At 68.5% G+C, this 25,457-nt stretch carries 21 protein-coding genes; 6 read left to right on the top strand and 15 right to left on the bottom strand.

Annotated features, from left to right (window positions below; genetic code table 11):
* Nucleotides 1-216 precede the first annotated feature (216 nt).
* The 9 genes from GO986_RS04690 to GO986_RS04650 all read right to left on the bottom strand — a co-directional run bounded on the left by GO986_RS04690 (nt 217) and on the right by GO986_RS04650 (nt 9,311).
* Nucleotides 217-1,989: an ATP-binding protein gene (locus GO986_RS04690; protein ID WP_369409154.1), complete on the bottom strand. Its 1,773-nt coding sequence runs from the start codon at nt 1,987-1,989 to the stop codon at nt 217-219.
* Nucleotides 1,990-2,435: 446 nt separating this feature from the next.
* The gene (locus GO986_RS04685; RefSeq protein ID WP_369409153.1) at nt 2,436-2,876 is read right to left on the bottom strand and encodes a DUF3293 domain-containing protein; all 441 of its coding nucleotides are present in this window, start codon (nt 2,874-2,876) and stop codon (nt 2,436-2,438) included.
* 90 nt (nt 2,877-2,966) lie between these two features.
* On the bottom strand, nt 2,967-3,347 hold the full coding sequence (locus GO986_RS04680; RefSeq protein ID WP_369409152.1) for a hypothetical protein: 381 nt from the start codon (nt 3,345-3,347) through the stop codon (nt 2,967-2,969).
* A complete protein-coding gene (truD, locus tag GO986_RS04675) occupies nt 3,344-4,438 on the bottom strand; it encodes a tRNA pseudouridine(13) synthase TruD (protein WP_369409151.1) in 1,095 nt (364 codons plus the stop codon). Before truD ends, GO986_RS04680 begins: the two co-directional genes overlap by 4 nt.
* Before the next feature lie 318 nt (nt 4,439-4,756).
* Nucleotides 4,757-5,560, bottom strand: coding sequence for a hypothetical protein (locus GO986_RS04670; RefSeq protein WP_157458104.1), 804 nt, complete (start codon nt 5,558-5,560; stop codon nt 4,757-4,759).
* Nucleotides 5,553-6,260, bottom strand: coding sequence for a MogA/MoaB family molybdenum cofactor biosynthesis protein (locus GO986_RS04665; RefSeq protein ID WP_157458103.1), 708 nt, complete (start codon nt 6,258-6,260; stop codon nt 5,553-5,555). Before GO986_RS04665 ends, GO986_RS04670 begins: the two co-directional genes overlap by 8 nt.
* A 31-nt stretch (nt 6,261-6,291) precedes the next feature.
* Entirely contained in the window at nt 6,292-7,188 is an 897-nt protein-coding gene (locus tag GO986_RS04660) for a DciA family protein (RefSeq protein WP_369409150.1), read from the bottom strand.
* Nucleotides 7,185-8,273, bottom strand: a complete 1,089-nt coding sequence (recF, locus tag GO986_RS04655) for a DNA replication/repair protein RecF (RefSeq protein ID WP_369409149.1) — start codon at nt 8,271-8,273, stop codon at nt 7,185-7,187. The genes GO986_RS04660 and recF overlap by 4 nt, the downstream gene beginning before the upstream one ends.
* Before the next feature lie 132 nt (nt 8,274-8,405).
* A complete protein-coding gene (locus GO986_RS04650) occupies nt 8,406-9,311 on the bottom strand; it encodes an ABC transporter substrate-binding protein (protein ID WP_369409148.1) in 906 nt (301 codons plus the stop codon).
* A gap of 129 nt (nt 9,312-9,440) precedes the next feature.
* On the opposite strand from GO986_RS04650, the gene GO986_RS04645 reads away from it, so the two are divergent.
* Nucleotides 9,441-9,866 carry a PaaI family thioesterase gene (locus tag GO986_RS04645; RefSeq protein ID WP_198170405.1) on the top strand — a complete coding sequence of 142 codons (426 nt, stop codon included), beginning with the start codon at nt 9,441-9,443 and terminating at the stop codon, nt 9,864-9,866.
* A 3-nt stretch (nt 9,867-9,869) separates the two neighbouring features.
* Nucleotides 9,870-10,496, top strand: a complete 627-nt coding sequence (gene aat, locus GO986_RS04640) for a leucyl/phenylalanyl-tRNA--protein transferase (protein WP_369409147.1) — start codon at nt 9,870-9,872, stop codon at nt 10,494-10,496.
* Between the two features lie 632 nt (nt 10,497-11,128).
* On the opposite strand, the gene GO986_RS04635 is transcribed toward aat, so the two are convergent.
* On the bottom strand, nt 11,129-13,474 hold the full coding sequence (locus GO986_RS04635) for a PAS domain-containing sensor histidine kinase (RefSeq protein WP_198170404.1): 2,346 nt from the start codon (nt 13,472-13,474) through the stop codon (nt 11,129-11,131).
* Between the two features lie 7 nt (nt 13,475-13,481).
* Nucleotides 13,482-14,879 (bottom strand): GGDEF domain-containing response regulator, encoded by a 1,398-nt coding sequence (locus GO986_RS04630; protein WP_157458100.1) that lies wholly within the window; start codon nt 14,877-14,879, stop codon nt 13,482-13,484.
* 186 nt (nt 14,880-15,065) lie between these two features.
* Here GO986_RS04630 and serA point away from each other — a divergent pair, with 186 nt between their 5' ends.
* Entirely contained in the window at nt 15,066-16,694 is a 1,629-nt protein-coding gene (serA, locus tag GO986_RS04625) for a phosphoglycerate dehydrogenase (protein WP_157458099.1), read from the top strand.
* A gap of 36 nt (nt 16,695-16,730) precedes the next feature.
* On the opposite strand, the gene GO986_RS04620 is transcribed toward serA, so the two are convergent.
* The 3 genes from GO986_RS04620 to GO986_RS04610 form a co-directional block, all read right to left on the bottom strand.
* Nucleotides 16,731-18,056, bottom strand: coding sequence for a WD40 repeat domain-containing protein (locus GO986_RS04620; RefSeq protein ID WP_157458098.1), 1,326 nt, complete (start codon nt 18,054-18,056; stop codon nt 16,731-16,733).
* Nucleotides 18,057-18,111: 55 nt separating this feature from the next.
* The gene (locus GO986_RS04615; protein WP_157458097.1) at nt 18,112-19,452 is read right to left on the bottom strand and encodes an FAD-dependent oxidoreductase; all 1,341 of its coding nucleotides are present in this window, start codon (nt 19,450-19,452) and stop codon (nt 18,112-18,114) included.
* A gap of 98 nt (nt 19,453-19,550) precedes the next feature.
* Nucleotides 19,551-20,378 carry a CAP domain-containing protein gene (locus tag GO986_RS04610; protein WP_157458096.1) on the bottom strand — a complete coding sequence of 276 codons (828 nt, stop codon included), beginning with the start codon at nt 20,376-20,378 and terminating at the stop codon, nt 19,551-19,553.
* Nucleotides 20,379-20,647: 269 nt separating this feature from the next.
* On the opposite strand from GO986_RS04610, the gene GO986_RS04605 reads away from it, so the two are divergent.
* The 3 genes from GO986_RS04605 to GO986_RS04595 all read left to right on the top strand — a co-directional run bounded on the left by GO986_RS04605 (nt 20,648) and on the right by GO986_RS04595 (nt 24,692).
* Complete coding sequence (locus GO986_RS04605; RefSeq protein ID WP_198170403.1) at nt 20,648-21,805, top strand: aminotransferase class V-fold PLP-dependent enzyme; 1,158 nt, start codon at nt 20,648-20,650, stop codon at nt 21,803-21,805.
* A 269-nt stretch (nt 21,806-22,074) separates the two neighbouring features.
* The gene (locus tag GO986_RS04600; protein WP_157458094.1) at nt 22,075-22,584 is read left to right on the top strand and encodes a MarR family winged helix-turn-helix transcriptional regulator; all 510 of its coding nucleotides are present in this window, start codon (nt 22,075-22,077) and stop codon (nt 22,582-22,584) included.
* Nucleotides 22,581-24,692, top strand: coding sequence for an MDR family MFS transporter (locus GO986_RS04595; RefSeq protein ID WP_157458093.1), 2,112 nt, complete (start codon nt 22,581-22,583; stop codon nt 24,690-24,692). The genes GO986_RS04600 and GO986_RS04595 overlap by 4 nt, the downstream gene beginning before the upstream one ends.
* 71 nt (nt 24,693-24,763) lie before the next feature.
* On the opposite strand, the gene GO986_RS04590 is transcribed toward GO986_RS04595, so the two are convergent.
* Nucleotides 24,764-25,399 carry a hypothetical protein gene (locus GO986_RS04590; RefSeq protein WP_157458092.1) on the bottom strand — a complete coding sequence of 212 codons (636 nt, stop codon included), beginning with the start codon at nt 25,397-25,399 and terminating at the stop codon, nt 24,764-24,766.
* Nucleotides 25,400-25,457: the final 58 nt, after the last annotated feature.

Genomic DNA, 25,457 nt, shown 5'->3' with positions numbered 1-25,457 from the left:
CGCCTCTTCTGTGAAGCGGTTCCACATCTTTCAATTCTGGTGAGGCTCAGCGTACACGCCCGGTTCTGGCCTGTCAATGGAAACAGTTCCATCCTGACTCAAGTGAATGAGGAAGGGGCTGTGCGGCGTGCAAGGATCTGGCCCAGGGCGGTCAGCTCAGCCGAGAGACCCTGCGGCCAGAAGGTTTTGCCCACCGGCTTGACCCAGCTTTTCTGCTCAGGGGGCGGCCGGTCGGGGGGCGTCCACCAATTCATAGGCGGCGTCGCGGGTGCCAGTGCCCAGTTTGCGCAGCAGGCCGCCCTGAACCAGATGCCGCAGGGCACGCCAGGCCTGCTGGGTGTTCAGGCCGCAGGCCTCGCGCACATCGACATTTCTGACCCGGCCCTGCTCGCGGGCCAGGGCCAGGGCCACAGCGCGCACTTCGGCGCCTGTGGGGCCACTGGTCTCGCGCGTCAGGCGCACGGGGGGCCGGGGCTCCACAGGGGGGGCTGGTGTCACAGGCACAACAGGTGGCGGTGCCGGCGGCTCATGGTCCATACGGCGGTCTGCCGCAGCTGAAGGCCGCGCCGCGCGTCCCAGCGCCGCCTGAACCTCACCGCTCAGGACATAGGCGATGCCGCGCCCGACCCCAGCTTTCTCAATCAGGCCGTGGTCTTCCATGCCGCGCAGCAGCCGTGGGGTGCGGTCTTCGGGCAGTTGCAGGGCGCGGGCCAGCCAGGCGCGCGTGGCCTCGCCCTCGCGGGCCAGCACCGACAGCACAATCAGCATGTCCAGCGACAGGGTCTGCATGTCTTCCTGCTTGCGGGCCACAAAACGCACGAACTCGGCGTCAAAGCCCGGCGAGTGCAAAGACAGGGTCACGGCGTCGGGGTAGGTGGTGAACTCGGGGGGCTCTTTGCCGTGCCGCAGCATCAGCGAGTACATCTTGTCCACGCCCACGCCTGCACGCTCCACCAGTCCCAGGCGCGACAGCACCTCGGCCAGCAGCGGATTGCGCCGCTTGGGCTGGTGACGCAGGATGTTGCCCGGCGTGATGCCGCCTGGCAGCCCGCCTGGATTCATGATGTCCAGGTGGTCGGGAAAATAGTGGACATGCACGGCGTCGCGCAGCGTGTAGTCACGGTGGGTCAGGGCATTGAGCAGCGCCTCGCGGTACACGACCTCGTCCTGCTCCCAGACCTCAATACGGAAGAGGCCCACCTGCACCGGCGTAAAGCGGTTTCTGGCCTGAATCAGTTCGGCCAGGCGCGTCAGCAGCGCCGGAATGGGCCGCAGCAGGTCCTCCCGGAACTGAAATTCGGGGTCGGGGGTCGCGTGGTGATAAAAGCAGACCTCGGCCTGGGGGACGTGCGCCCGCAGCGCCGCCGGGGTGCCGGCCAGCAAAATGGCCGCCAGCGTGGGCCGAAGCGCGCCGCCGCTGGGCACCAGCAGACCTAGTTCGCGCAGAAAGTCCAGGTCAGGGAGATTGGAGGCACTGGCCCGCCGTCCCAGGGCGCGCAGCCGCGCCACCTCGGCGGGGTCCAGGTCGGCTAGCGAGGCGTCGGGCGGCACGACTGCCGTGTAGTCCTGGTCTGCCACCGGCTCAGCGGCCGAGGGCGTGACTGGCACCAGATGCGCGCCGTCCCAGGCGATGACCGAGCCGTCGGGCGCCGCCAGCACATAGGGCGCGTGCGGCACGAAAACCATCAGCACCTTCAGGCCGCCGGGCAGACGGTGGTGCTGCACGTTGACGGTCAGGCGGCCCCCCGACAACTCAAAGATGGCGTGGGTAACCATCAGGGGATGTAGCTCGCTGGCGTCTCGCTCAGGGGTGCCAGCATTCAGGACATCTGTGCCCACCAGCACGGTGCCGCCGCGTGCGTTGGCCAGCCCCACGGCGTAGCGGGCCAGCTCCTGCGGGGAGATATTGAGGGGCAGGTGGATGCACGTCGGCCCCGCCACGGGCAGCACCCCCAGCGGCGAGATGGCGTCGGTCGCGTCCAGCGTCACAAGCGGGCAGTATACCGCTGGGGCACAAGAAGGTGCCAGAAGCAGAAGGGGTGGCTGGTTGGGCCGCGTGATTGGAAGGGCTCTCTAGATCAATGAAAGACGAGGGTTGCGTAGTCTCGCTGAGAGGGGAAGACGGTCACCTGACGATAGATCTATGGGTATCCGATCTGAACTGAAATCGGAGGGGTCCGTACGGCACACGCTCCGACCTCAGCATTGGCCGAAACGACCGGAATGGGCGAGCGGCGCAGCAGAGCGACGAGAAGACAACGGGCGTCCCAGCGCAGCGTTGACCATCCCGTTCTTCTTTGATGTGTGGGTGCAAGAGGCCGTACCCCGGTCTGCACTGCCCCACGGCAGTCGTCCAGACCCGTTGCGAGATGCAAGGAATGTGGGGAAACAGGCGCGAGGACCTCGCACGACCAGTACAGAATGGTGCTTCGCCTTCAAGCCCCTGTAGCCTCCAGCTGGGTCCAGACCCGTTCAAGCCGGACCTGATCTCGTTCTAGCCACACCAGTGCGGCGCGTCGGCCCACGCCGTACACCACGGCCAGTTGCCCGGCGGCGCGGCCCAGGGCGGCAGCCTCACGCACAGAAAGCCCACGCAACACCACACTGGGTTCACGCCACGGACCGTCGCCGTTTACCCCTGGCAGCGGCGCCCACCGCGCGACCTGCTGCCGCAAGGCGGCCTGCGCCGTCTCATTGGCTCGGTTGCTCTGGCGCTTTCCCCCTGGATTCCAGGCGGTCACGATGGCCCAGCGGGTGCCCGGCGTGGCCCAGGTCGGCCAGACCCCGGCTGACTCTCCGTCCAGAGAGACGCGCTGACCCAGTGGGCCATATGCGGCGGCCAGGAAGGCCCGGCGCTGCTGGGCGTCAGGCCTCACAGTGGTCTTGCCCGAAGGTAGGCAAATGCCGTTAAACCCGGATTATTCGTCTTCAAGCCGAGAAACTCAGGAGGGCTCTGGGGGCTCCTCTCAGCGGGCGACCGTGGCCATGACGTTGGTAATTTGCGCGTTGCGGTAGCGCAGCACCAGGCTGACCTTCTGGCCCACCTTGAAGTTGCCGCCCAGCACCACGCGGTAGCCGCTGGACTCGCCCAGTGTCAGCACGCCCTGCACAGGCAGGCCGCTGACCACCTCGCAGCGGGGGGCGCAGCGCAGCATACGGGCGCGCCCCACGCTGCTCCAGACGCCGGTTAGTTCGTCGGCGCGGGTCACACTTAGGGCGCCGGTCAGCAGGGCGCCGCCGTGGGTCAGTTTCAGGGTCAGGGTGGGGGCTGCGGCCTGCGCGGGCCGCAGGGTAGCCACGCCAGTCAGTACGGCCAGCGCCATTCGGAGGAGGGCGGCGCGCCTCACGCCAGCACCTCTGCACCAGCGTCGTCCAGCAGGGCGTCATCCTCTGGCGTGTCTGGGTGAGCACCGAGTGCGTCCACGTCGGTCTTCATGATTTCGCGCAGCACGCTGGTGGCAAAGCTGCCGCGCGGCAGGGTAAAGGCCACGGTAAAGCCGTCGGGTTCAGGGTGCGTGGTCGCCTCCTGCAAAAACACGCGCGTCAGGCGGCGGTCGCCCTTGCGGGACAGAAACATCTCGGGGGTCAGGCCCAGGGCGCCCAGCGCGGCCTGTTCCAGCTGTCCGGCCTCGGCCGTCAGGGGCCGCACCTTCTTGCCAAACAGCGTGCCGGTGGCGCTCACCTCGCCGCGTGCGGCGCGCGGCGTTTCCAGGGCGGCGTCCTCGACCAGAAAGACGCCTCCGGTGTCGTGTTTCTTGGCCATATCGCCCGCGAGCAGGGCGTCAAAGACCCCGGCTTCCAGACGCAGATTGACGAAAGCGTTAAACACCACGCTCTGCAGGGCGGTGGTCAGAAACCGGCGCACCCGTGGGTCACGGACCCGTGACTCGCCGCGCACCACCCGCAGGCCCTCTTCGGCGTTCAGGCCACCCAGCCCAAAGCGCTGCGGCCCAAAATAGTTGGGCACGCCGCGCTGCTCCAGCGTGGCCAGGAGGGCCGCCGCCGCCTCGGCCTGACCCGCCGCCCCGCGCACCCGTACGGTGAAGCGGTTGGCCCGCAGGTGCCCCAGGCCCAGCTTGTTCGTGTGGCGTGTCAGGTTCAGGATCCGCACGCCGTCCAGGGCAAACTGCTCCAGGCGGCCTTCAGCTTTGGCCGGCAGACTGAGCCACTGGGTTGTGACCGCATGGCGATCTTTGAGCCCCGCCACGCCGATGTCACGGTCTTTGACCCCCAGTTGCAGGCTCAACTCGCGCAGGACGTGGGCGGTGGTGTGCCCGGTTTTTTCCAGCTGCACATACAGAAAGTCGCCCTCGCCCGACAGGGGATAGGCCGGCAGCTCCTCGACCCGGAAGTCGTCCGGCGCCTGGCGCAGCAGGCCGCCCGTGCCCTTTTCTTCTGTCAGGGCGCGCAGCGCCGACCACTCGAACACCAGACTCACGATGGGTCCACCATAGCCCGCTTCATGAAGAGTGGCGTGAGACGTCCCTCATGTGGAGGGGGAACAGGGGTGGCTGTTCGACGGACTCGGATTGAACCGTTTGCATAAGCGATGAGATCCGAGCGAAGTGAGGGAGAGAACAAGCGGGTTCCGGGCGTGGAGCTTATACAGCGGGTCTTCCCGATTTGTTGGCGTTACAGACGAGGTCGGTTTGAGAAGGGTGGCCTGAAGACGAGGAAGAGGAGAGCACCCATAGGCGTATAAAAGGCACTGGCAGTTCTGCGGCCGTCTCGGTCAGGCGCAAGTTGGCTTATCTATTCAATTCAGAACACGGTGCTCCGCGTAGGCCGGGGGGGTCCAGTCAGCGCGGAACAGGTGGGTGGCCTGGGTGCGGGCCGGGGCGTACCACACGCGCACCCCCGAATCGTAGACGCTGACCGGCAGCACCGCTTCCTGGCCGGCCGCCAGTTCGGCCAGTGCTTCGCCGGTCTCGGTGCGCACGCGGTACCAGGCGTTCACCCCAGCGGGTGACCAGCCGGCCACGCGCAGGCGGCCGCCGGACACGTTGCGCAGGTGCGCGCCCCGCTCGGACAGGGTCACGCTCAGTTCGGGCCAGGGGGGCGTGACCGGCGTCTTCCAGCGCGATCCGAACCCCAGCGGGGCGCGGCTGGCCGGCGCGCGGAACAGCGCTGCGCTCAGCAGGCCCCCTACACTCAGCAGCAGCACCGTGCCCACCACGGCCAGCAGCACAGCGTCGCCGCCGCGCCACGCGCTGACGGTGGCCCCGCCCCCTACCAGCAGCCCCACGAGCGGCCAGCCCGTATCCAGGCGGCGCGTCGCCGGCACAAAGGCAGCGGGCCAGTATTCGGCCAGCAGCAGCAGGGCCGCCCCCAGCCCGAACAGGGCGGGCACGTCCAGCACCGGGGCGAGCAATAGCAGGGCCAGGCCAGGAACGGCCCACAGGGCCGCGCGCGGAATCAGACTGCGGCGCGCCGCCTGCCCAACCCGCAGCAGCCAGTACCCCACAATGAGGGCCGTAACGAGCAGCAGCGGTGTGGTCAGCTCGCCTGGGGCCAGTAAAGCGGCCAGCTGCTGCACCGGCCCTGAAGCCGGCTCAGTCATCGCGGTCGCTCTTGCGGTGCCGGCCCAGGCCAGCGGCGGCGCCGCCCCCGGTGCCGGGCATCGGCACTGCTGCCGGGGCTGACAGGCCAGAGAAGCTGGGGCTGGCGGCGCCAGGGGTTGCCAGTCCAGGGGCAGTCAACACGCCGGGCTGGCCCTGGCGCTCTAGTTCGTACACCAGATGCCCAATTTCGTCTTTCAGAATGCCGTCCCAGGCGGTCTGCACGGCGTTGAGGCTGCCGGGCATGGCGAACACGACCGCGCCGCGCACCAGGCCAGCCACCGCCCGCGACAGCATGGCGGCGCCGCCCACCTGCTGGTAGCTGAGCATGCGGAACAGCTCGCCAAAGCCGGGAATGGGTTTGGTGATGATGCTCTCGACCACCGGCACTGTCACGTCGCGCCCCGTAATCCCGGTGCCGCCCGAGCACAGCACCACCGCCGCCTCACGCGAAAAGGCCACCAGCGCCGAGCGGATGTCCACGGCGTCGTCCCGAACCACTCGGTAATTCACCACTTGATGCCCGCCGGCCTCCAGCTGGGCGCGCAGGTAGGCGCCACTGTCGTCGGTCTCGGGGGTGCGGGTGTCGCTGACGGTCAGCACGGCGGCCCGCACCGTGCGCGGCGCACGGGCGCGGTGGGACTGTGCGCCGCTCTCGGGCGCGGAAGAGGTGGGCTGCTGCGGGCCGCGAGGCTGGGTCATGCCCACCAGCATAGACCGCCCCTGCCAGCGTTCACGCCCGCCCTTCTTCCCGTCCGGCTGGCCCTGGCCCGGCGTTCAGGACATGGCGCACCGCCTCGGGCAGCGCTGCGCGGTCCGAGCGGCGCAGCGCCGTGCGGGGCCGGCCCAGCGTGAGCGCCAGGTACACCAGCGCCTGCTGCTCCAGAAAGGCGCGGTAGCCGTCTTCCTGTTCAGCGGGCGCTGGGCTGCGCACGCATTCCAGCGCCAGCAGGCTCAGCTGTCCGCGCAGCTGTTCCAGGGCCAGGTGGCGCGCGGCGCTGACACCACTGTTACCGATGGTGTCGCGCAGGGCGTCCAGCCGTTCGGGAGCGCGCAGCAGGGCGCGCGCGGCGCGGCGCACGTTGGGGTCGGCCAGGGTCAGGTCGCAGGCGCGGCAGGGCTGCTCGCGGCTGGCCTCGCCGCACACTGGACAGGGGCGCCAGCCCTGTTCCTCGCGCCACTTCCGGGCGCGGGTAATGGCTTCGGCGGCCCGCAGCGCCGCCGGTTTCAGGTCGTCGCCCACCCCCTGCACCAGTTGCCGCGCCCGCGCCCGGTCCGGGGCGGGCAGGGGCGGCGGCGTGACGGGGGCCGGTGGCTCTCGCACCGTGCCCACGCTAAAGCGCAGGTCGGTCAGCGGGGTGTCCAGCAGGGGATTCAGGGCCCTGAGGAAGTGGTGCCGCTGCATGCTGAGGTGGTGGGCCGTGGCGCTGTCGCGCACCTCGATAAACAGCACGCTGCCCTGCTGGGTGCGCGGCCGGGTCAGGCGCGCGATGTCTGGACCCACGGCCTGCGGCCACAGCAAGATGGCCTGCGCCCGCTGAATCCCGCGTGCCAGCCGCGCTGTACCCAGGGTGGCGCCCATCAGGTCCCCCAGGCGCCGTGGGCCGCTCAGGCGCCGCCCGCGCGTCACCGGGTCACCTCGGCCCGCTCGGGGACGGGGGCGTGTTCGGGGGTGGCCTGTTCCGGGGTAAAGCGCCCCGCGTGGGCCCGCATGGTCAGCGCCGCGCCTGGGGCCCGCTCGGTGCCCGTCACGATGGCCTGGGGCACGCTGGCAGCCAGGTCCAGCAAAAAGGCCCGGCGTCCAGGGTCCAGTTCGGCGGAAAAGTCGTCAATCAGCAGGACCGGCCGCTCGCCGTAGCGCTCGGCGAGCAGTTCCAGTTCGGCGCGGCGCAGCGCCAGGGCCACCGTGCGGCCCTCGCCCCGGCTGGCGTATTCGCCCGCCGCCAGCCCGCCCAGAGTCAGCGCGAGGTCGTCGCGGTGGGGACCAGTGACCGTGGAGCCTCGGCTCAATTCTTCTCCCCGGCGCGCGGCCAGGTCGGCGGCGTAGGTCTCGGGGGTCGTGGACTCCTGCAGGGTTAGGGTCAGAGGCTTGTGGCTGCCCAGCGCTGTGTTGGCCTCGGCGGCCAGCTCATTCAGGCGCACCAGGGCGCGGCGGCGCACCGTCATGATTTCGGTGCCCAGGCGCACCAGGGCGTCGTCCCAGACGTGCATGGCCCATTCCTCGCCGCCCCGCAGGGCCGCGTTGCGCTGCGATACCGTGCGGTCGTAGCGCGCCAGATGCTCGGCGTAGCGGGCACTGAGCCGTGACAGCAGGGAATCCAGGTAGCCCCGGCGGCCGGCCGGCGGCCCGAAAACCAGTTCGCTGTCCTCCGGGCGAATCCACACGGCGCTGCCGCGCGGCAGGTCGCCGGTGCGGACCCTGACCCCGTCCTGTTTCAGCTGGCGCCGCCCGCGCCCCAGGCCCACCTCCTGCACGCTCAGGCTGCCGCCAGATTCCAGGTCGGCGCGCACGTAGGCCTCGGTTTCGCCGCTTTGCACCAGCTGTTCCAGGCGCGTTACGTCCGTCTGCCCGGTCAGGGCCAGAAAGGCCGCTTCGAGCAGATTGGTCTTGCCGGCGCCGTTCTCTCCGAACACGCCCGTCACGCCGGCTGGAAAGCGCAGCGTACAGGGGGCGAGGTTCCGGTAATTCAGGGTGGAGAGCGAGTCCAGACGCACCCTCCCATTCTAGGCGCGTCCGGCAAAGCCACAGCGGCCCCGCTGCCATTGGTGAAGAAAGGCGGCTGCAACCGGATGACGCGAGCGGCCTGTCATTGAAGGTGACAGGCCGCTCGCGCAGGGCAGGAGCCCTTACTTGGCTTTGTTCAGAATCAGGCTGGTCAGGTCATGACTGGTTTTCATGGAGACCAGCGGGCCAGTCCAGGGCGAGTAGGGTTCCATTTCATACGCCAGAATCTGGTCTTTCAGGCGCTGGCCTACTGCCGAGGAGAGGAAGGCCTTCATGGTGGCCTCGTCCTGGCCGGGGGGCAGCAGCACCACCAGGGTCTGTTTATCGAGGCCCAGCAGCACCTCGTCGCTGATGACCGAGCCCACGCCCAGGGTGGTCTTGGCCCGGCCCGTCAGCGCGTCTTTGAAGCCCAGGACCTTGAGGTCGTCAATCAGGCGCTTGGCCGAGTTGACATAGTTGGTGCCGCCGGGAAACGGGGACACCACCACCACCTTGGGGTATTTGGCAAAGACGCCCGCCGCCAGCAGCTTGCGGCCATTGACCCGGTTGGTTTCGGCCACCTGCTTGATGACCTGCTCGGCCTGTTCCTGACGGCCAAAGACCCTCGCCACCGCGCGGAAGGAGTCGCGCCAGTAGCCCGGCTGGGCCTCGGCGTAGCCGATGGTCGGGGCAATCTTACTCAGGTTGTCGTAATTCTGGTTGCCCGCCCAGGTCGAGCGCAGGATGAGGTCGGGCTTGAGGGCCGCAATGGTTTCCAGGTTGGGGGCCGTCCAGGTGCCCACGAATTTGGCCGCCGGGTTCAGGGTGCCGCGGCCCAGAAAGCCCACCTTGGCGCGGTCCGGTTTGAGGGTGCCAGTGGCGGTCAGGTCGGCTGGCTGCACGCGCGGACCGCCCAGGCCCACCACGCGGCTACCCAGCCCCAGGGCGTAGACCCAGCCCAGCATTTCTTCATCCAGCACGACCAGGCGCTGAGGATTGGCCTTGACGCGGGTGGTGCCCTCGTCGTGCTTGACCGTGAAGGTGGTCACTGACTGGGCCGCCGCCAGCGGATTTGAACATTTTGGAGGTCAGGCGAGATCGCGTCAGTCCTTGAGGTAGGGCGCTGCAGCTTGGGTGGTGCCCTTCCAGAAGCCTCATCTCGGGGTACGCTGGGCGGCATGTCCGACCTGACGCTGCTGCCCAGCCCAGAAATGCTGAACGCTCTGGGGGCCGATTTCCTGCCAGGCCTGATGGGCATTCGTTTTACCCATGTCGAGCGTGGACTGCTGCGCAGCGAACTGACCGTGCGCCCCAATCTGCTGGCGCCCAACGGCTTTTTGCACGCAGCCACCGTGGTCGCGCTGGCCGATACCACCTGCGGCTATGGCACCCGGTTGCTGCTGCCCGAAGGCGCCAACGGTTTTACCACCATTGAACTGAAGAGTAACCACCTGGGCACCGCCCGCGAGGGCCTGGTGACCTGTGAGGCCCGCTCCGTTCACACCGGGCGCACCACCCAGGTCTGGGACGCCGAAGTGACCGGCCCTGGCGGCAAGCTGATGGCGCTGTTCCGCTGCACCCAGGCCGTGCTGTACCCGCGCTAGGTCGTGCCTGCCGCCTCCTTTTTCCTGCGTCATCCCGACCCCCTGACCCGCGAGGTGGCGCGCGCCTATGCGGGCGGCGCTTTTCTGATGGACAACGGTGACGGCCTTCAGTTTTACACCGTGCCGGAGCGCGCTCTGGTGCCGCTGACCGAAGCGGAGGGCCTGCACGTTCCCCGCCGCCTGCGCCGCGACCTGAAACACTTTGAGCTGCGGCTGAATACGGCCTTTCCCGAGGTGCTGGCCGGCTGCCGGGGTGAGTTGCCGGGCAGCCCACCGCGCGACGGCCAGTGGATCAGTGACGAACTGGCGGCCATCTACCTGCAACTGCGCGAGACGGGGCTGGCCCACTCCTTTGAGGCGTGGCGCGGCCCTGAGCTGGCCGGGGGGGTGCTGGGGCTGGCGCTGGGCGGCGTCTTTTTTGCCGAAAGCAAGTTTCACCGTGTCACCAACGGGAGTAAGGCCGCCCTGATTGGGCTGGCGGAGCATTTACACGCGCGCGGTTTTGCGCTGCTGGACGCCCAGATTCAGAATCCGCACCTGGCCACGCTGGGCGTGCAGGAGGTGACTGGGCCGGTCTACCGCGCCCAGTTGAAAGCGGCGCTGGCGCTGAACGTGGGCCTGGAAGGCTAGCGCCTGGGGCTGTACACGCCGAACCAGACTCTGGGCCAGCCGGTCTTAAACACATCCGGTCATCAAAAGCAAGGCGGGTTTCTGCACGGCGGGCCGCCTAGAGTCTGGCTTACCTCGCCACCCACATCCAACCGAGGCTGAAGCGGCGCCGTGCGCGTCCCTTCTGGGAGGTTTCTATGTTCAAGAAAGCCGTGATGACCGCTGTGGCAGCCCTGATTCTGGGCAGCACCGTGAGCGCTTCTGTGTACCCCTTTCCTCCGCGTGGTCCCGCTCAGTGCGGCGTTCCTGGCTTTCCCCCCTGCCAGCTGAAATAGAGCCCCCAAGAGGCGTGGTGACACTGAGCGCAGAGCGCGGAAAAGACGGCTGTGTCTTTTCCGCGCTCTGCGTTGCGTGATTGCTGATCAAGAGGCTTGGGGGTATTCTGCCCGAACAGAGCGAGAGTCCGTCGGGGGCAGCGGTTTGAGGTGAAGGTGATGGGAGGCTGTGCTTCTGTCGGCGGAATGGACAACCGCTGTCAGAGTGGCGGGTAGTTTTATTCAGCAGTCCACAGCGACCTGCACTTCTATTTTGCTCCTGTCTGCTACACCGTTCGCCCGAGAGCGGTTCAGGTCTTCCTCTCAGCCCTCCCGCTGTCAGGGCGTGGCTTCGGCTGGGCGGCTAATGTCGGCGGGCGCTTCTGGTCCTTTGTTGGGAAAGCTAACGGTAAAGGTCGTGCCCTGCCCGGTGTGGGTCTGCACACCGATCTCGCCGCCAAAGTGGCCGGTCACGATGTCGTGAATGATAGACAGGCCCAGGCCCGTGCCCTTGCCGACCTCTTTGGTGGTGAACATCGGCTCGAAAATGCGCGGCAGCACGGCTGTGGGAATGCCGCTGCCCGTGTCCTCAACCTGCAAGGTGCGCGCACCCTCCTGCTCGCCAAAGCGCACGGTCACGGTGCCGCCGGGGGGCGTGGCGTGAATGCCGTTCACGACCAGGTTGGTTACAATCTGGGTCAGGCGGCCGGGTTCGCCGTGCAGGGTGACGGCTTCTTTGGGGCGCTCGAAATGCAGCTGAATCTGGGCGGCGCGCGCCTCGTGGGCCAGCATGGCCAGGGTGTCGTCCACGGCGCGTACCGCGTCGAAGCTGTGGCGCCCGGTGGCGGCGTCGCGGGTATGAGAGCGGATTTTTCGGATAAAGTCCCCGATGCGGGTGAGGTTGCGCCCCGCCGCGTCCAGCGCTGCGCCCAGTTCGCGGGCGATCTCGCGGTGGTCGTCTGGCGTGACCTCGGGGTGGCCTGCGGAGTCCTGGTATTCCTGGGTCAGGCGCGTGGCCTCGTGCAGTTCGTTCATGGTGGCGGCCAGCGGCGTGTTGATTTCATGGGCCAGCCCGGCGGTCAGGCGGCCCAGGCCCGCCAGCTTCTCGCTGGCCAGCAGCCGCGTCTGACTGGATTGCAGCGCCGCTTCGGCGTCCCGCCGCGCCGAAATGTCGCGCTCCACGCTCAGGAGCATCTCGCGCCCACCCAGGGTCACCAGCGCCAGATTGATCTCGACAGGGTAAATGCTGCCGTCCTTGCGCAGATGTTCGGCGTCAAAGTACAGCCGCCCGGTTTCACGGACGCGTTGCCGGAAGCTTTCGTTGGCGGCGTGGTCGGCCAGCAGCGCCGCGCCGCCGGGCAAGGAGAGGTAGGTGCTCTGGCCCGTCAGTTCTTCGCGCGTGTAACCCCGCATCCGGGCCGCAACCTCATTGCACTGCACAATCGGCATGTCCCCGGCAAAGTCCACCAGCAAGATGGCGTCGGGTGAGGCCTCGAACAGCGCCGCAAAGGTCTTCTGGCTGTCTTGCAGCGCCTGCTCCGACTCGACCCGCTCGGTCACGTCGCGCGAGTTCATGACCATGCCGCGAATGTGCGGGTCGTCCAGCTGGTTGGTCGCCACCCATTCCAGGTAACGGTACTGCCCGTCCCGGCGCCGAAAGCGGCTGGTCAGGCGGGCAGTCGCGCCGGGGCCGCCGAAGACCGCCTTGGCAAACTCGGCGCGAATGGCGTCGTGTTCGTCGGGGTGCATATGGTCCAGCACCTGCTCGCCGCGCACCGCCTCGCCGTCGTGGCCCAGCACCTCGCTCATGGCTGGGCTGGCGTAGATCAGCTCTCCATCCGGACGCACCACTGTCAGCAGGTCGTGACTGTGCTGAACGAGGGCCCGGAACCGCCGCTCACTGGCTTTCAGCTGCGTCTCGGCTTTCAGGCGCTCGGTCACGTCTTCCACCGTCAGCAGGCTGGTGCCGGCCTGGGCGTCCAGCGGTTCGGCCGACAGGCGCACGTCGCGCACCTCGGCGGGTGACTCTGGGCCAGCCTGGCGCTGCCAGCGCGCGGGCAGGTCGTGGGCGGCCTGGCCACCTGTCAGCGCGGCGCGCAGGGCTTCCTGATCCTGTGGCTCGGTCCACAGCGGCTGGCCGTGCGGCCCGGCGCCGTAGAGGTCGGCCAGCGGCCCGCCCACCACCGCCCAGAAGGCCGGGTTGGCCTGCTGCACCTGCCCCGACGCCGTGTCAATCAGCGCCAGGCCCACCGGGCTGGTCTGGAAGACCTGCTCAAAGCGGTCACGGGCGGCGCGCAGGGCGCCCTGCTGCTCGCGCTCGGCCGTCACGTCCAGCATGACGCCGCCCAGCGCGACCAGTTGCCCACCTTCCATCACGGGCGTCATCAGGTCGCGCAGCCACAGCACGCGGCCGTCGGCGGCAAAGAAGCGGTATTCCAGCGACAGGGCCTCGCCACTGTGCATGCTCTGTGCGTGGGCCTGCATGACCTGCGCCCGGTCCTCGGGATGCAGGTGGGCCTCCCAGAAGCCCGGCGTGGTCAGCCACTGCTGCGGCGTGAAGCCCGTCATGGCCGTCAGCCGCTCTGAGACAAAGGTGGCGTTGCGGGTCTGGGGGTCAGCCTGCCACACGACCCCCTGCACCAGCCCGGCCAGGCGCGTCAGAGTCCGCTGCTCCTCTAGGGGCATCTTCGGCCTACCCCTGGGCGGCCAGGGCGTGTGCGGGCGCGACCTGCACCCGGTTACGGCCCGCGCCCTTGGCGGCGTACAGCGCCTCATCGGTCTGGCTGAGCAGCCGGGGCGCGCTCAATGAACCTGGGCCGCCGGGGTCGGTCGCCACGCCAATGCTGGCCGTGACCCGCACCTCCTGGCCGTCCCAGGGCAGGCGCAGCGCCGCGATGTGTTCACGCAGGCGCTCGGCCAGAATCCGCGCGCCCTCGGGGCCGGTGTGCGGCAGCAGCACCGCCAGTTCCTCGCCGCCGTACCGTCCGGCCAGGTCGGTGGCGCGCACCTGCTCGCGCAGCGCCGCGCCCAGCAGCCGCAGCAGCGCGTCGCCCGCCAGGTGGCCGTAGGTGTCGTTCACACGCTTGAAATGGTCCACGTCGATCAGCAGGATGCTGGTCGGGTGCGCGTGGCGCGCGCCCAGGCGCAGCGCCTCGTCCAGGCGCCCGGCCCAGGCGCGGCGGTTCATCAGGCCGGTCAGGTCGTCGGTGGTCGCCAGTTCAAACAGCTGCACGTTCTGAATGGCCACCGCCGCCTGCGCGGCGAAGACTTCTAACAGGGTCAGGTCGGCCGCCGCCGCCGCTGGCGGTTCCAGGTCCACCAGCACCACGCCCACGTTGCGGTCGCCCGCTTGCAGCGGCAGGGCCGTCAGCGGCGTGCGGCTGGGTTTGCCCCGGCGCGCGGCCTCGGCCACGGCGGCGCGCTCAAAGTCGGTCAGGTCGGGCCACTGGCGGCCCTCGAAGCGGCCGGTGGCCACTCGCACCTCGAAAGTCTGGGCCGGGGCCGCGCTCAGGGCGGGGTCGCGGCCATCCGGCAGCACCGCCACGCAGGCCCCAGAGAAGCCCAGAATGCCCTGCAACTGCAGCAGAATCCCGCGCAGCAGGTCGTCCAGAGACTGCAGGCGGTGCAGCTGCGGCGCCGCCTGGAGGATGTGGTTCAGGCCGTCGCGCGACGCCGTGATGGCCCGCATGTGGCGGTGCGCTTTCAGGGCGGCGTCCACCCACACCAGCAGCTTGTCCGGGCCTTCGGACTTGTCGTGGTAGCCCTGAATGTCGAGGTCGCGCAGCATATCGCGGGGAGGGCGCTCTGAAGCGTAGCCGGTTTGCAGCACCACCTGAAGGCCGTACCCGCGCGCCCGCAACTCGCGCACCACGTCCTCGCCCGTCATGCCGGCCATAAAGTAGTCCAGCAGCATCAGGTGAATGTCGTGCTGCGCGACCAGCCGCAGGGCCTCTTCGCCGCTCTCGGCGCTCAGGACCTCGTGGCCGCAGCTGCGCAGCAGGCGCTCGACGGTGGCGCGCAGCTCGGCGTCGTCGTCAACCACCAGCACCGTGTGGCCTGTGCTGGCCTGCGCGCGGCTCAGGCGGGCCACAGGGACCACCGGGGGGAAAGGACGCTTTGCATGGGCCCATGCTAGGGCGCGAACTCTGGCACGGTTCTTGCAAGCCCCTGGGTCAGAGGAAGGTGAAGCCCCGGCGGTCCCCGGCCGTGGGCTGCTGGCCGTCTCCCCCTAGCCAATTGCTGCGCGCGCGCCCGCCCGGCCCGTACCCTGAGGGGCATGACCGCCGCTGCTCCTGTCCAGGCCCAAGAGGGCCGCGCTTCGCCCCTGCGCGTCCTCATTTGCGACGAGATGAACCCCGGCGAGCTGCAGCACGAGGGCTTTGAGATTGACTACGCCGGCAACATGCCCCGCGAGGAGACCCTGCGCCGCCTTCCCAGTTACGACGCCCTGATTACCCGCAGCCGCACCCGCGTGGACCGCGAACTGATTGACGCGGCTGGGCCCCGCCTGCGCGTGATTGGGCGCGGCGGGGTGGGCGTGGATAACATTGACCTGGATTACGCCAGCCTCAGGGGCCTGCTGATTCTGAATGCGCCGGAAAGCAACAACGTCTCGGCCGCCGAGCTGGCGGTCATGCACCTGATGGCCGCCGCGCGCGGCCTGACCCGCAGCGACCGCAAGACGCGGGCTGGCGAATGGGACCGCAAGTACCTGGGCCTGGAACTGAAAGACAGAACGCTGGGCATCGTGGGTCTGGGGCGCATCGGCTCGATTGTGGCCGACCGCGCCCAGGGCCTGCGGATGAACGTGATGGCCTACGACCCCTACGTGCCCGACAGCAAGTTCGAGCGCCTGGGGATTGCGCGCGCCGCCACTCTGGACGAGCTGCTGGCGCAGGTGGACGCCCTGACCGTCCATACCCCCCTGACCGAGGAAACGCGCGGCATGATTGGCGCCGCCGAACTGGCGCGCCTGCGGCCCGGCGCCATTGCCGTGAACGCGGCGCGCGGCGGCATCATTGAGGAGGCGGCGCTGGTCGAGGCCCTGAAGTCAGGTCATCTGTTCGCCGCTGGTGTGGACGTCTTCGAGGAAGAGCCCCCGGCCCCCGACCACCCCTTCCTGAGCGCGCCCAACCTGGGGATCACCGCCCACCTGGGGGCCAACACCGCCGAGGCCCAGGAGCGGGTGGGCGCCGAGATTGTCTCGCGGGTGCTGGCCGCCCTTCAGGGAGACGTGAGTAAGGGTGCCGTCAATGCCCCGGCCCTGGACGCCAAGACGCTGGAAGCCCTGGGCGGTTACCTGCAACTGGGTGAAAAGCTAGGACGGATTCTGGCCCAGCTCCTGCCCGGCGCGCATGACCTGGAAGTGACGTTCCGGGGCGAGTTCCCCGCTGACCCCGCCCCCGTGGTGACCAGTGTGCTGGTGGGCTACCTGTCGGGGCGCACCGACGAGACCCCCAACATGATTAACGCCCGCGCCCTGGCCAAGGAGCGCGGCCTGAATCTGGCGGTCCGGGAAGAGACAGACAGCCCCGACTACCAGACCGAGGTGGTCGTCAAGGTCAGAAGTGGCGGCGGCCAGGAGAAAGAGCGCACCCGCACGGTGGGCGGCACCGTGTTTGGCCGCAGCCCCCGCCTGACCCGCCTGCGCGACTTCCGGGTGGAACTGGAGCCCGAAGGCTACATTCTGATTGCCAGCAACCAGGACAAGCCCGGCGCGGTGGCCCAGCTCTCGGCGCTGCTGGGCGGCTGGGGCGTCAACATTGCCGGGATGGCCCTGGGCCGCGCCCAGAAGGGCGGGCAGGCGCTGTTTACCCTGACCCTGGATGACAGCCTCAGCGCCGAACAACTGGCCCAGGTGCGGGCGCTGGCGGTGATTGACAGCGCGTATCTGGTGCGGGCATAGAGGCTGGACCATCATGCAGCCTGGCTAAGCACGCGCTCAGGGTAAACAGGCGGGCAGCGCGGTCAGGGCGCCGGTGGCGCGGTTCAGGGTCAGCTGCTCGCCGGGGTTCAGGGTCAGGACTGGGGCGGCCACCGCTGTTCCCACCTGCCATTCCAGTACCTGAACCCTGCGCAGCCTGGGGGTCTGGACCAGAATCAGCACGCTGTCGGGGTGCCGGCCAGGCAGCAGGGCGGCCGGGCTGTTCTTGAGGTCCAGGGGCTGATCCACGGTCCCGGTGTGGTCGGCCTTTCTGGCAATGGCGGCGCTGGCGTCCTGCGCGCGGTAAGCGCTGAGCTTCCCGGACTCTTCCAGGGTGACGGCCCAGAGGCCGTCGGGGGTCAGGGTGTCGGCGCTGACCGCCATGCTGTTGAGGGTGCGCGTGATCTTGCCGGTGGCCGCGTCAATCACCCGCAGCGGCTGGTGGCGCGAGCCGGTCTGGATAAAGCGGCTGGCCCCGCCGCCGATCAGCGCGAAGCCGCCCCAGCCCGGCTGACTCCATTCGCGCCGTACCTGCCCCGAGGCAGTGTCCAGCAGGGTGTAGGTGCCGGCGAAGTCCTGGGCCAGCAGGCTCTGGCTGTCGCCGGCAAAGCTGAGCGATGAGGTGCCGTTGGGCCGGGACAGGCGGTGCAGGGTCTCGCCACTGCTGGTGCTCAGCACAAAAATGACTGGCCGGGGATCAAAGCCGCTGACGGCCAGCAGGCGGCCGTCCGGGCTGACGGCGGGCTCGCCCAGCGACCCGAGAGCCAGCTGCCGCTGCCAGGCGCCCTGCTCGGCGCTGCACCAGGCCAGCAGGCCAGTGGCGCTGGTCACTGGCGCGGCGGCCCCTGCCCCCTGATGAACGCTCAGCAGCGGGGCAAAGGTAGCGGCCGAGTCTGCCGCTGGCTCGGTCTGACAGACATTCAGGCGCAGCGCCCCGGCGCCCCACTGCAACCAGCCAAAGGTGGCGGCGCGGCGAAAAAGAAAGCCCCGGCCGTCATCTCCCAGGCCCACCACGCCCGGAAGATCAAAGAGGGCGGCGCGCAGGGCCGTGAAATCAGAAAACACGGCGGGCGCGTGGTACACCTCGGCGTCCAGGCAGTGCAGGCCATAAAAGGCGGGCCCTTCTTCAAAGGTCAGCGCCTGCTGCTTGCTGCCCAGCAGCGCGGGGTCTTTCAGGCGCAGGCTGCCCGGCCAGAGGTTCAGGCCCAGTGACTCGACCCGCAGCGCCGCCTCATAGCTGCCCGCAGGCAGCCCCAGGCTGGCGGCCAGGCGGTCTGCGGGCTGGGAGAGCCCAGCCAGGGCGGAACTGGTCAGCAGACCGGCAAGGACAAGGCAGCGCAACACGCCCGGTAGTGTTGCACGCGGGGGCGTGCGGGCCGTCCGCACATCGGCTCTGGGCCTACAACACCCTATGTAGCCGGTCAGCCGCCACCAGCAGCACGTCCCAGACGCTGCTAAACGGCGGGGCATACGCCAGGTCGGCGTCAAAGAGCTGCTGCGCGGTGCCGCGTGAATGCAGCAGGGTCGAGACCACATCCACCCGCTTCACGCTCTCGTGGTTCTGGCCGATCAACTGGGCGCCCAGCAGGCGGCCCGTTCTCTGTTCCCCCGTCAGGCGCACATGAATGGGTTTGGCCCCCGAGTAGTAGCCCGCGTAGTCGGTGCTGGTCACGTCCACGCTGGTCGCCTTCAGGCCCAGGTCCTCGGCCTGTGCCTGAGTCAGGCCGGTGCGGGCCACGCCCAGCCCAAAGGTTTTGAAGATCCCGGTGCCCACCACCCCCGGAAACCGGGCGTCGCCGCCCGCCATGTTGACCCCGGCCACGCGCCCCATGCGGTTGGCGGTCAGGCCCAGCGGAATATGCACCCGCCGCCGCGTGACCCGGTGCAGCGCCTCGGCGTTGTCGCCCGCCGCGTAGACACCAGGCACGCCGGTTTCCTGCTTCAGATTGACTGCCACGGCGCCGGTCTTGCCCAGCCGCGCCCCGGCGGCTTTGGCCAGGGCTACATTGGGTTTGACCCCCACCGCCACCACCACCACGTCGGCGCGCACCAGGCCGCGGTCGGTTTGCACGCCGCTCACGCGCCCCTGGCCTGTCAGACCCTGGACGGTCACGCCGCAGCGCACGTCCACGCCATTCCGTTCCAGTTCGGCGCGCACCTGCCGCTGCAGCCCGGTGTCCAGCATGCGCCCGGCCACCTCTGGGTCGCGCTCCAGCAGCACCACGCTGAGCCCACGGCAGCGCAGGGCCTCAGCCAGTTCCAGGCCGATGTAGCCGCCGCCCACCACGCAGGCCCGTTTGGCGCCTTTCAGGCTGGCCTCCAGCGCTTGCCCGTCAGGAATGTCCCGCAGCACATGCACGCCGCCCAGGGGTGTGCTGGCCCAGTCCGGGCGAATGGGGGAGACCCCGGTGGCAATCAGCAGGCGGTCGTAGGGTTCGGTGACACTGCGCCCCGAGGCGCGGTCGGCCACGGTCACCGTGGCGGCGCTGGCGTCTATCCCTGTCACCTCGTGCCCCGTGCGCACCGCAATGCCCCGGCCCCGCAGCTGCTCGGGGGTGCGGGCGATCAGCTTGTCAAAGTGATCCACCTGGCCGCCAATCACGTAGGGCAGGCCGCAGGCGCCGTAGCTGACCTCGCGGCCCCGGTCAAAGACCACCACCTCGGCCTGTGGGTCAAAGCGGCGGGCCCGGCTGGCGGCGCTCATGCCGGCGGCCACGCCCCCCACAATCACGATTCGCATAGGGGCAGCCTAAGGGGCCGGTGTGCCGGTGCCCGCCCAGCGCAGGAAACGGTGAAGACGGGCCTCACGGCGCCGGGCTACCGCCCAAACGTCTGCACTCAGTAGGTGCTGAAGGTGGTGCCCGGCGTGCCGTTGCCCAGCCCGGCCCCAAAGCTGACCCATTCGGGGTTCATCAGCACCCGGCAGTGGCCGGGGCTGTCGAGCAGGGTGCGCAGCGCTTCTTCGGGGGTCAGCGCGTTGTAGGCGGCGTTTTCGCCCACCTGGGTGCCCTGATAGCCGCTGGCCAAAGCGCGCTCTGGCGGCTCGCTGCCGGTGACGGGATTGATGTGCCCGCGAAAGTTCAGGCGAATCATATCGTTCACCTGGGTCTGCGCCGCCTGCGCCAGGGCGCTGTTCCAGACCAGGGGCTGCGCCGGGGCAAACAGCGTGTCGCCGCAGCGCTGGCCCTGGCGCCGCGCCTCATTGGTCAGGGCCAGAAAGGGGGTCAGCCACGTTCCCGCCTGCGCGCTGTCCAGCTGCGCGGGCTGCACATACACCAGCGCCGCGCGCCCCCCCTGCACCGAGACCCCGTAGCGGGTAAAGCCGGCCCGGTGGGCACACTGCCCAGACAGCGCCCCGGCCACGGCCCCTGCCTTGCCCAGTTTGGGCAGGACGAAGGAGCTAAAGCGCTTGGCGGGGTAGCCCGCCTGCTGCAATTCAGTCTTCAGGACAAAGCCGCGCAGCACCTGGCCCGCTACCCGGTCCAGCGTGCCGTCGCGCTGCGTCGCCTGATTACAGCCCAGAAAATCGGCCTCAACCAGCCCGGCAAACTGGCCCGCCTCGGTCACCGGTTGGTCCGAGGCCAGCAGGGCGGTTTGCGCGCCTACGCCCCCCAGCAGCAGGGGCAGGGCCGCCAGCCAGCGGCACCAGGCAGAGGGGAGTGTCATATGAACAGTTCATCAACTTCTGGCCACACTTCACTCACAAACTGGAGGATTGATGTGCGGTTTCCGTCAGTTGAACGGCGGCCCTGATTCTGAGGAACGCCGGAGAGGGGCAGCCTGATGCCCTGCCATCGCAACCTCCCTTGCTGGTGCTTCTCGCTTGGCTGCGTCACGCTGCAAACGGGTTCGGAGTCTGCTGCGATTCCTTCTGTGCCGGCCTCACTTGCACAAGGTTGACGGTGCGCCCCAGCCCAGCCTCTACCATGCGGGGCATGACACCCCCCGACGCGGCCCACACACCTTTGAACCGAGAGCGCCTGATTGCCCCCGGCCCGGTGGAGGTCGCGCCCGAAGTGCTGGCGCAGCTGGCCCAGCCGCAGATGCACCACCGCGCCCAGGCCGGCATTGACAAGCTGATGGAGGCCCGCGCCGGATTGTCGCAGCTGCTGGGCGACCCCTACGACGCCGTAATCACCACCAGCAGCGGCACCGGGGCCTTTGAGGGCGCCCTGGTCAGCACCACGCCCCCCGGCGCCCGGGTGGTCAATGCCCAAGCCGGCAAATTCAGCGAGCGCTGGGGCGAGATGGCCAGCCGCTTTGGCTACCGCACCGAACTGGTGGCGCGGCCCTGGGGAGACGTGCTGGACCCGGATGAGGTCGCCAGCGCCGCGCAGGACGCCCACACCCTACTTGTGACCCACAGCGAGACCAGCACAGGCGCCCTGCACGACCTGGAAGCCATCGCCCGCGCGGCCAAGGCCCAGAATCCAGACCTCATCATCATTGCCGACTGCATCACGTCCTACGGGGTGGCCGAGTTGCGCCCGGCCGCGTGGGGCGTGGACGTGGTCGTCTCGGGCAGTCAGAAGGGCACGGCCACCCCGCCGGGCCTGGGCTTCGTGCTCTTCAGTCCCGAGGTGCAGACCCGCATGATTCAGAACCCAGAGCGCGGGTTTTACCTGGACATGACCCGTGAACTGGCGGGCCAGAAGGCCGGCAACACGCCGCAGACCCCGGCCATCAACCTGATCTACGCGCTGTCGGCGGCCCTGGACCGCCTGCTGCGCGTGCCACTGGAGGTGCTGTGGGCCGAGCAGCGCCGTAAGACTGACGCCCTGATTGCGGCGGGCACCGCCCTGGGCGCCCCGGCCTGGGCCGCGCGCACCAGCCCGGCTGTGGCGGTGCTGACCCCACCCGCGCCGCTGACTGGGCGGCAGGTCGCGGGGCAACTGGCCCGCATGGGTCAGCGCGCCCTGCCGGGCCAGGCGCCCCACGAAGACACCGTGTTCCGGGTGAGCACGATGGGCTACGCCGACCGTTACGACGCCCTGGGGATCGCCGGGATTCTGGAAGACTGCTTTGCGGCGCTGGGCGCATCCTTTGACCGGGGCGCAGCTGTGCAGGCCGCCTGGCAGGCGCTGGCCGACTGATTTCAGTTCATCCCGGCACGCGGTGGAGGAGACTCCGCCGCGTCTTTATTTGGATGTGATGGATTTGGGTGTGATGGCCCCTTGAGAGGAGACGAGCAGCTCTGTTCGGAGAGGCTTCTCTGTGACCTTTGCCCTGGCTTAGAAGCTCCAACCTGCAAATTCTCGGCACCTGCATCCGCCCCTTCTGCCCCGTAAGCCCTCTGACCTATCCTCAAACCCTGTGATGTGTTGTACCGTCTTACCCATGAGACTGTTGCAAGCTTGGAAGTATGACTCCACCTGAACGCCCCCCCCTGCCGCCGCCCAGCCCGGAGCACGTTGAAGCGGCGCAGCGCCTGGGGCTGACCATGAAGCGGCTACACCGCCACATCAGCAGCCGGGTTATGCGGGGTATGCAGGACGAGTTGCAGGGCCACGACCTCAGCTTTTCGCAGGTCACGGCGCTGCACCAGCTGCGCGCCTACGCGCCCCTGACCGTGACCCAGCTCAGTGAGCGCACCCGCCTCAGCCTGCCGGCCGCCAGCCACCTGGTCGAGCGCCTGGTCAAACGCGGCCTGGCCGCCCGCCAGGAGAACCCGGAAAACCGCCGTGAAAAGTTGGTGGACCTCACGGGCGCCGGGCGCAGCGTGGTGAACCGGATGGACACCGAATTTGTCGGCGCCTACATCACCACGTTTACCGGCCTCAATCTTCAGACCATTCTGGCCGCCGAGCAGCACCTGCAAGCGCTGCTGGATGAGCTCGAACCCCTTTCCCCCCATTGCCAGGAGCAAGCATGACCACCCCCGCCACCCCCGAGCCAGCCGGGCGCATTGATTACGCCAAGACGCTGGACCTGTCCACCAAGCGCCTGATTCTGTTTGGCGTGCTGCTGGGCCTGTTTCTCAGTGCGCTGGACCAGACCATCGTGTCCACCGCCATGCCGCGCATCACCCAGGAGCTCAATGGCCTGAGCCTGTATTCCTGGGTCACCACCGCCTACCTGCTGACCAACACGGCGCTGGTGCCCATTTACGGCAAACTCTCGGACCTGTATGGCCGCAAGCCGATTCTGATGATCGGCATCGTGATTTTCCTGCTGGGTTCGGCGCTGTGTGGCCTGAGCGGCGAGCCGTTCCTGGGCAACCTGTTTGGCGGCGGCATGATGCAGCTGGTGGTGTTCCGTGGCCTGCAAGGCGTGGGGGCCGCCGCGCTGGGGTCCGTGGCCTTTGCCATCATTGCCGACCTGTTTGAACCCGTGGACCGCCCCCGTTACCAGGGCCTGTTCGGCGCCGTCTTTGGCCTGAGCAGCGTGATTGGCCCGCTGCTGGGCGGTTTCCTGACCGACCAGGTGTCGTGGCGCTGGGTCTTTTACGTCAACCTCCCGATTGGCCTGATCGCCCTGGCGTTCATTGCCAGCAAGATGCCTCGGCTGGCCAGCGGCCTGCAGGCGAAGGTGGACTGGCTGGGCGCTTTCCTGATTCTGGTGTTCGCCGTGCCGCTGCTGCTGGCCCTGACCTGGGGCGCCGACGGCAACTATGCCTGGACCAGTCCCATGATTCTGGGCCTCTTCGGCCTGAGCGCCGCCGCGCTGGTGACCTTCCTGATCGTGGAAAGCCGCCACGAAAGCCCCATCCTGCCCCTCACGCTGTTCAAGAACCCCACCTTCGCCTGGGGCGCCATTGCCCGCTTCATGATCGGGGCCGGGTTTCTGGGCGCCATTCTGTTCCTCAGCCTGTATCTGGTGCAGGTGCAGGGCGTGTCGGCCACCGCCGCCGGTACAGCCACCATTCCGCTGACGGTGGGCCTGATTATCGGCGCTATCGGCTCGGGCCAGATTGCCAGCCGCATGGGCCGCTACAAGCCGCTGATGCTGATTGGGCTCATGACCGCTGGCCTGGGCTTTTTTGCCCTCTCTACCCTGAACGCCGACTCTAGCTACAACAGCGTCATTGTCCGCATGGTGCTGCTGGGCCTGGGCCTGGGGCCCGCGCTGCCGCTGTACACCACCGCCCTTCAGCTGTCGGTCAAGCCCTGGGAAATTGGCGTGGCCACCAGCGCCGGGCAGTTTTTTCAGCAGATGGGCAGCACCATCGGCACCGCCATCTTCGGCGCCATTCTGACCGCCGGGGTCAGCAGCAACCTGGCCACCCAGTTTGCCGCGCAGGCCGCCAGCAATCAGGGCACGGTGGCGACCACCTTGCAGACCATCAGCGATGAGATTCGCTCGGGCAACGGTCCAGAAGGCAACCGCAACCAGACGCCCGAAACCCCCGAGCAGATTCAGGCCCGCTTCGTTACGCTGCGCAAAAACCTGACGGCCGCCATTCAGACCGGCGACCCGGCCGCCGTGAACGCCCTCAAGCAGGACAAGTTTATTGCCGGGCTGCCCGCCGCCGCGCGCCAGCAGTTCACCTCCATTCCAGAAGGTGGCGTGGCGGCCAGTGTGAAAGCCGGCTTTGCCCAGACCCAGGCGGCCATTGAGGCGGCTGTGAACAGCGGCGACGCGGCCCAGGTGCGCGCTGTGGCGAGCAACCCGCAACTGCCCCAGGGCCTGCGCGACAACCTGAACGGCATTCCCGCCCAGGCCCTGGCCAGCCCCCAGGCCCGCGAGCAGCTGCTGAGCGGCATCCGGCAGGGCCTGGCCCAGGGGCAGGAGACAGCCGCCGAGCAGGCCACCAGCCAGGCCCTGAGCGCCGCCCTGACCGGCGTGAACGACGGAGAGAAAATCAGCCTCGCCAGCGCCCGTGCCGCCAAGGTGGCCTTTGCCAACACCATTTCCAGCATCTACCGCTACTCGATTGTGGTGGCCCTGCTGGCGTTCCTGGCCACGCTGATGATGCCCAATCTGGAAATCCCTCGCCGCGCCAAGGGCGAGAAAGCCGCGCCCGCCCACGTCGAAATCTAAGCCCTTCTTGCCTCAAGGCATTCACGAAGATCCCCCTCTATGTGGAGGGGGTTTTTGATGAGCACTTGGCCTTATTTCAGATACGGCGTAAAGCGGGCCAGGCTGTCGGCGTCGGGTTGCTCAGTGGCGCGCACCACACGGTTTCCACCGAAAACCAGCAGCAGGCGGCCTCCAGCGGGCGCGTCGGCTTTCAGGGTGCCCTGATTGACCCGGTAAGGCCCAGTCAACACCGCCTGCATGGTACTGGGGTCAAAGACCAGCGCTGCGCCACTCAGCGCCGGGGTCTGGGCTTTCACGCCTCCAGATGCCGTGACAAAGCCTGTCTTCACGTTCAGGGTCAGGGTCGGGGCACTGAGCCCGCGCAGCCGCGCGTCGCTGTAGGTCACGCCGCCGGAAGCCGTGACCGTACCAGCTTTCAGGTCGTAGGTCAGCTGCGGGGCTTTCAGGGTGCCGCCCTGCTTAGTGGTCACTGTGGCCCTCTGCGCGTTCAGGGTCTGACCGGGCAGCAGGTTCAGGCGTTCGGCCGTCAGGTTCAGGCCGCTGCGGGCATCGGTGGCGGCGCCGCCCTGAGGCAGGTCGGTCGCCCCTGTCTCCAGGTTCAGGCGCTGCTCGCCGCGTGGGGTGATGCTCAGGCCGCCAAAGGTCAGGGCCTGGGCACCGCCTAGCGTCAGGGCCAGAGCAGCCGCAAAGAGAGGTCGAAGTTGCATCCGCTTACCCTATCCAGACTCTGTCCGGGTGGCGTGAGGGCCCGCGTCAGGTGCCGTT

Source organism: Deinococcus arboris (assembly GCF_009755355.1).
GTDB classification, from domain to species: domain Bacteria; phylum Deinococcota; class Deinococci; order Deinococcales; family Deinococcaceae; genus Deinococcus; species Deinococcus betulae.
This window is presented reverse-complemented; position numbering and strand designations above follow the sequence as displayed.

Bases quoted from the DNA above. Each gene is read 5' to 3' on its own strand.
- GO986_RS04665 (WP_157458103.1), bottom strand. From the start codon at position 6,260: ATGACCCAGCCTCGCGGCCCGCAGCAGCCCACCTCTTCCGCGCCCGAG.
- GO986_RS04610 (WP_157458096.1), bottom strand. From the start codon at position 20,378: ATGACACTCCCCTCTGCCTGGTGCCGCTGGCTGGCGGCCCTGCCCCTG.
- serA (WP_157458099.1), top strand. From the start codon at position 15,066: ATGACCGCCGCTGCTCCTGTCCAGGCCCAAGAGGGCCGCGCTTCGCCC.
- GO986_RS04670 (WP_157458104.1), bottom strand. From the start codon at position 5,560: ATGACTGAGCCGGCTTCAGGGCCGGTGCAGCAGCTGGCCGCTTTACTG.
- GO986_RS04590 (WP_157458092.1), bottom strand. From the start codon at position 25,399: ATGCAACTTCGACCTCTCTTTGCGGCTGCTCTGGCCCTGACGCTAGGC.
- GO986_RS04615 (WP_157458097.1), bottom strand. From the start codon at position 19,452: ATGCGAATCGTGATTGTGGGGGGCGTGGCCGCCGGCATGAGCGCCGCC.
- GO986_RS04605 (WP_198170403.1), top strand. From the start codon at position 20,648: ATGACACCCCCCGACGCGGCCCACACACCTTTGAACCGAGAGCGCCTG.
- GO986_RS04645 (WP_198170405.1), top strand. From the start codon at position 9,441: ATGTCCGACCTGACGCTGCTGCCCAGCCCAGAAATGCTGAACGCTCTG.
- GO986_RS04635 (WP_198170404.1), bottom strand. From the start codon at position 13,474: ATGCCCCTAGAGGAGCAGCGGACTCTGACGCGCCTGGCCGGGCTGGTG.
- GO986_RS04595 (WP_157458093.1), top strand. From the start codon at position 22,581: ATGACCACCCCCGCCACCCCCGAGCCAGCCGGGCGCATTGATTACGCC.
- GO986_RS04600 (WP_157458094.1), top strand. From the start codon at position 22,075: ATGACTCCACCTGAACGCCCCCCCCTGCCGCCGCCCAGCCCGGAGCAC.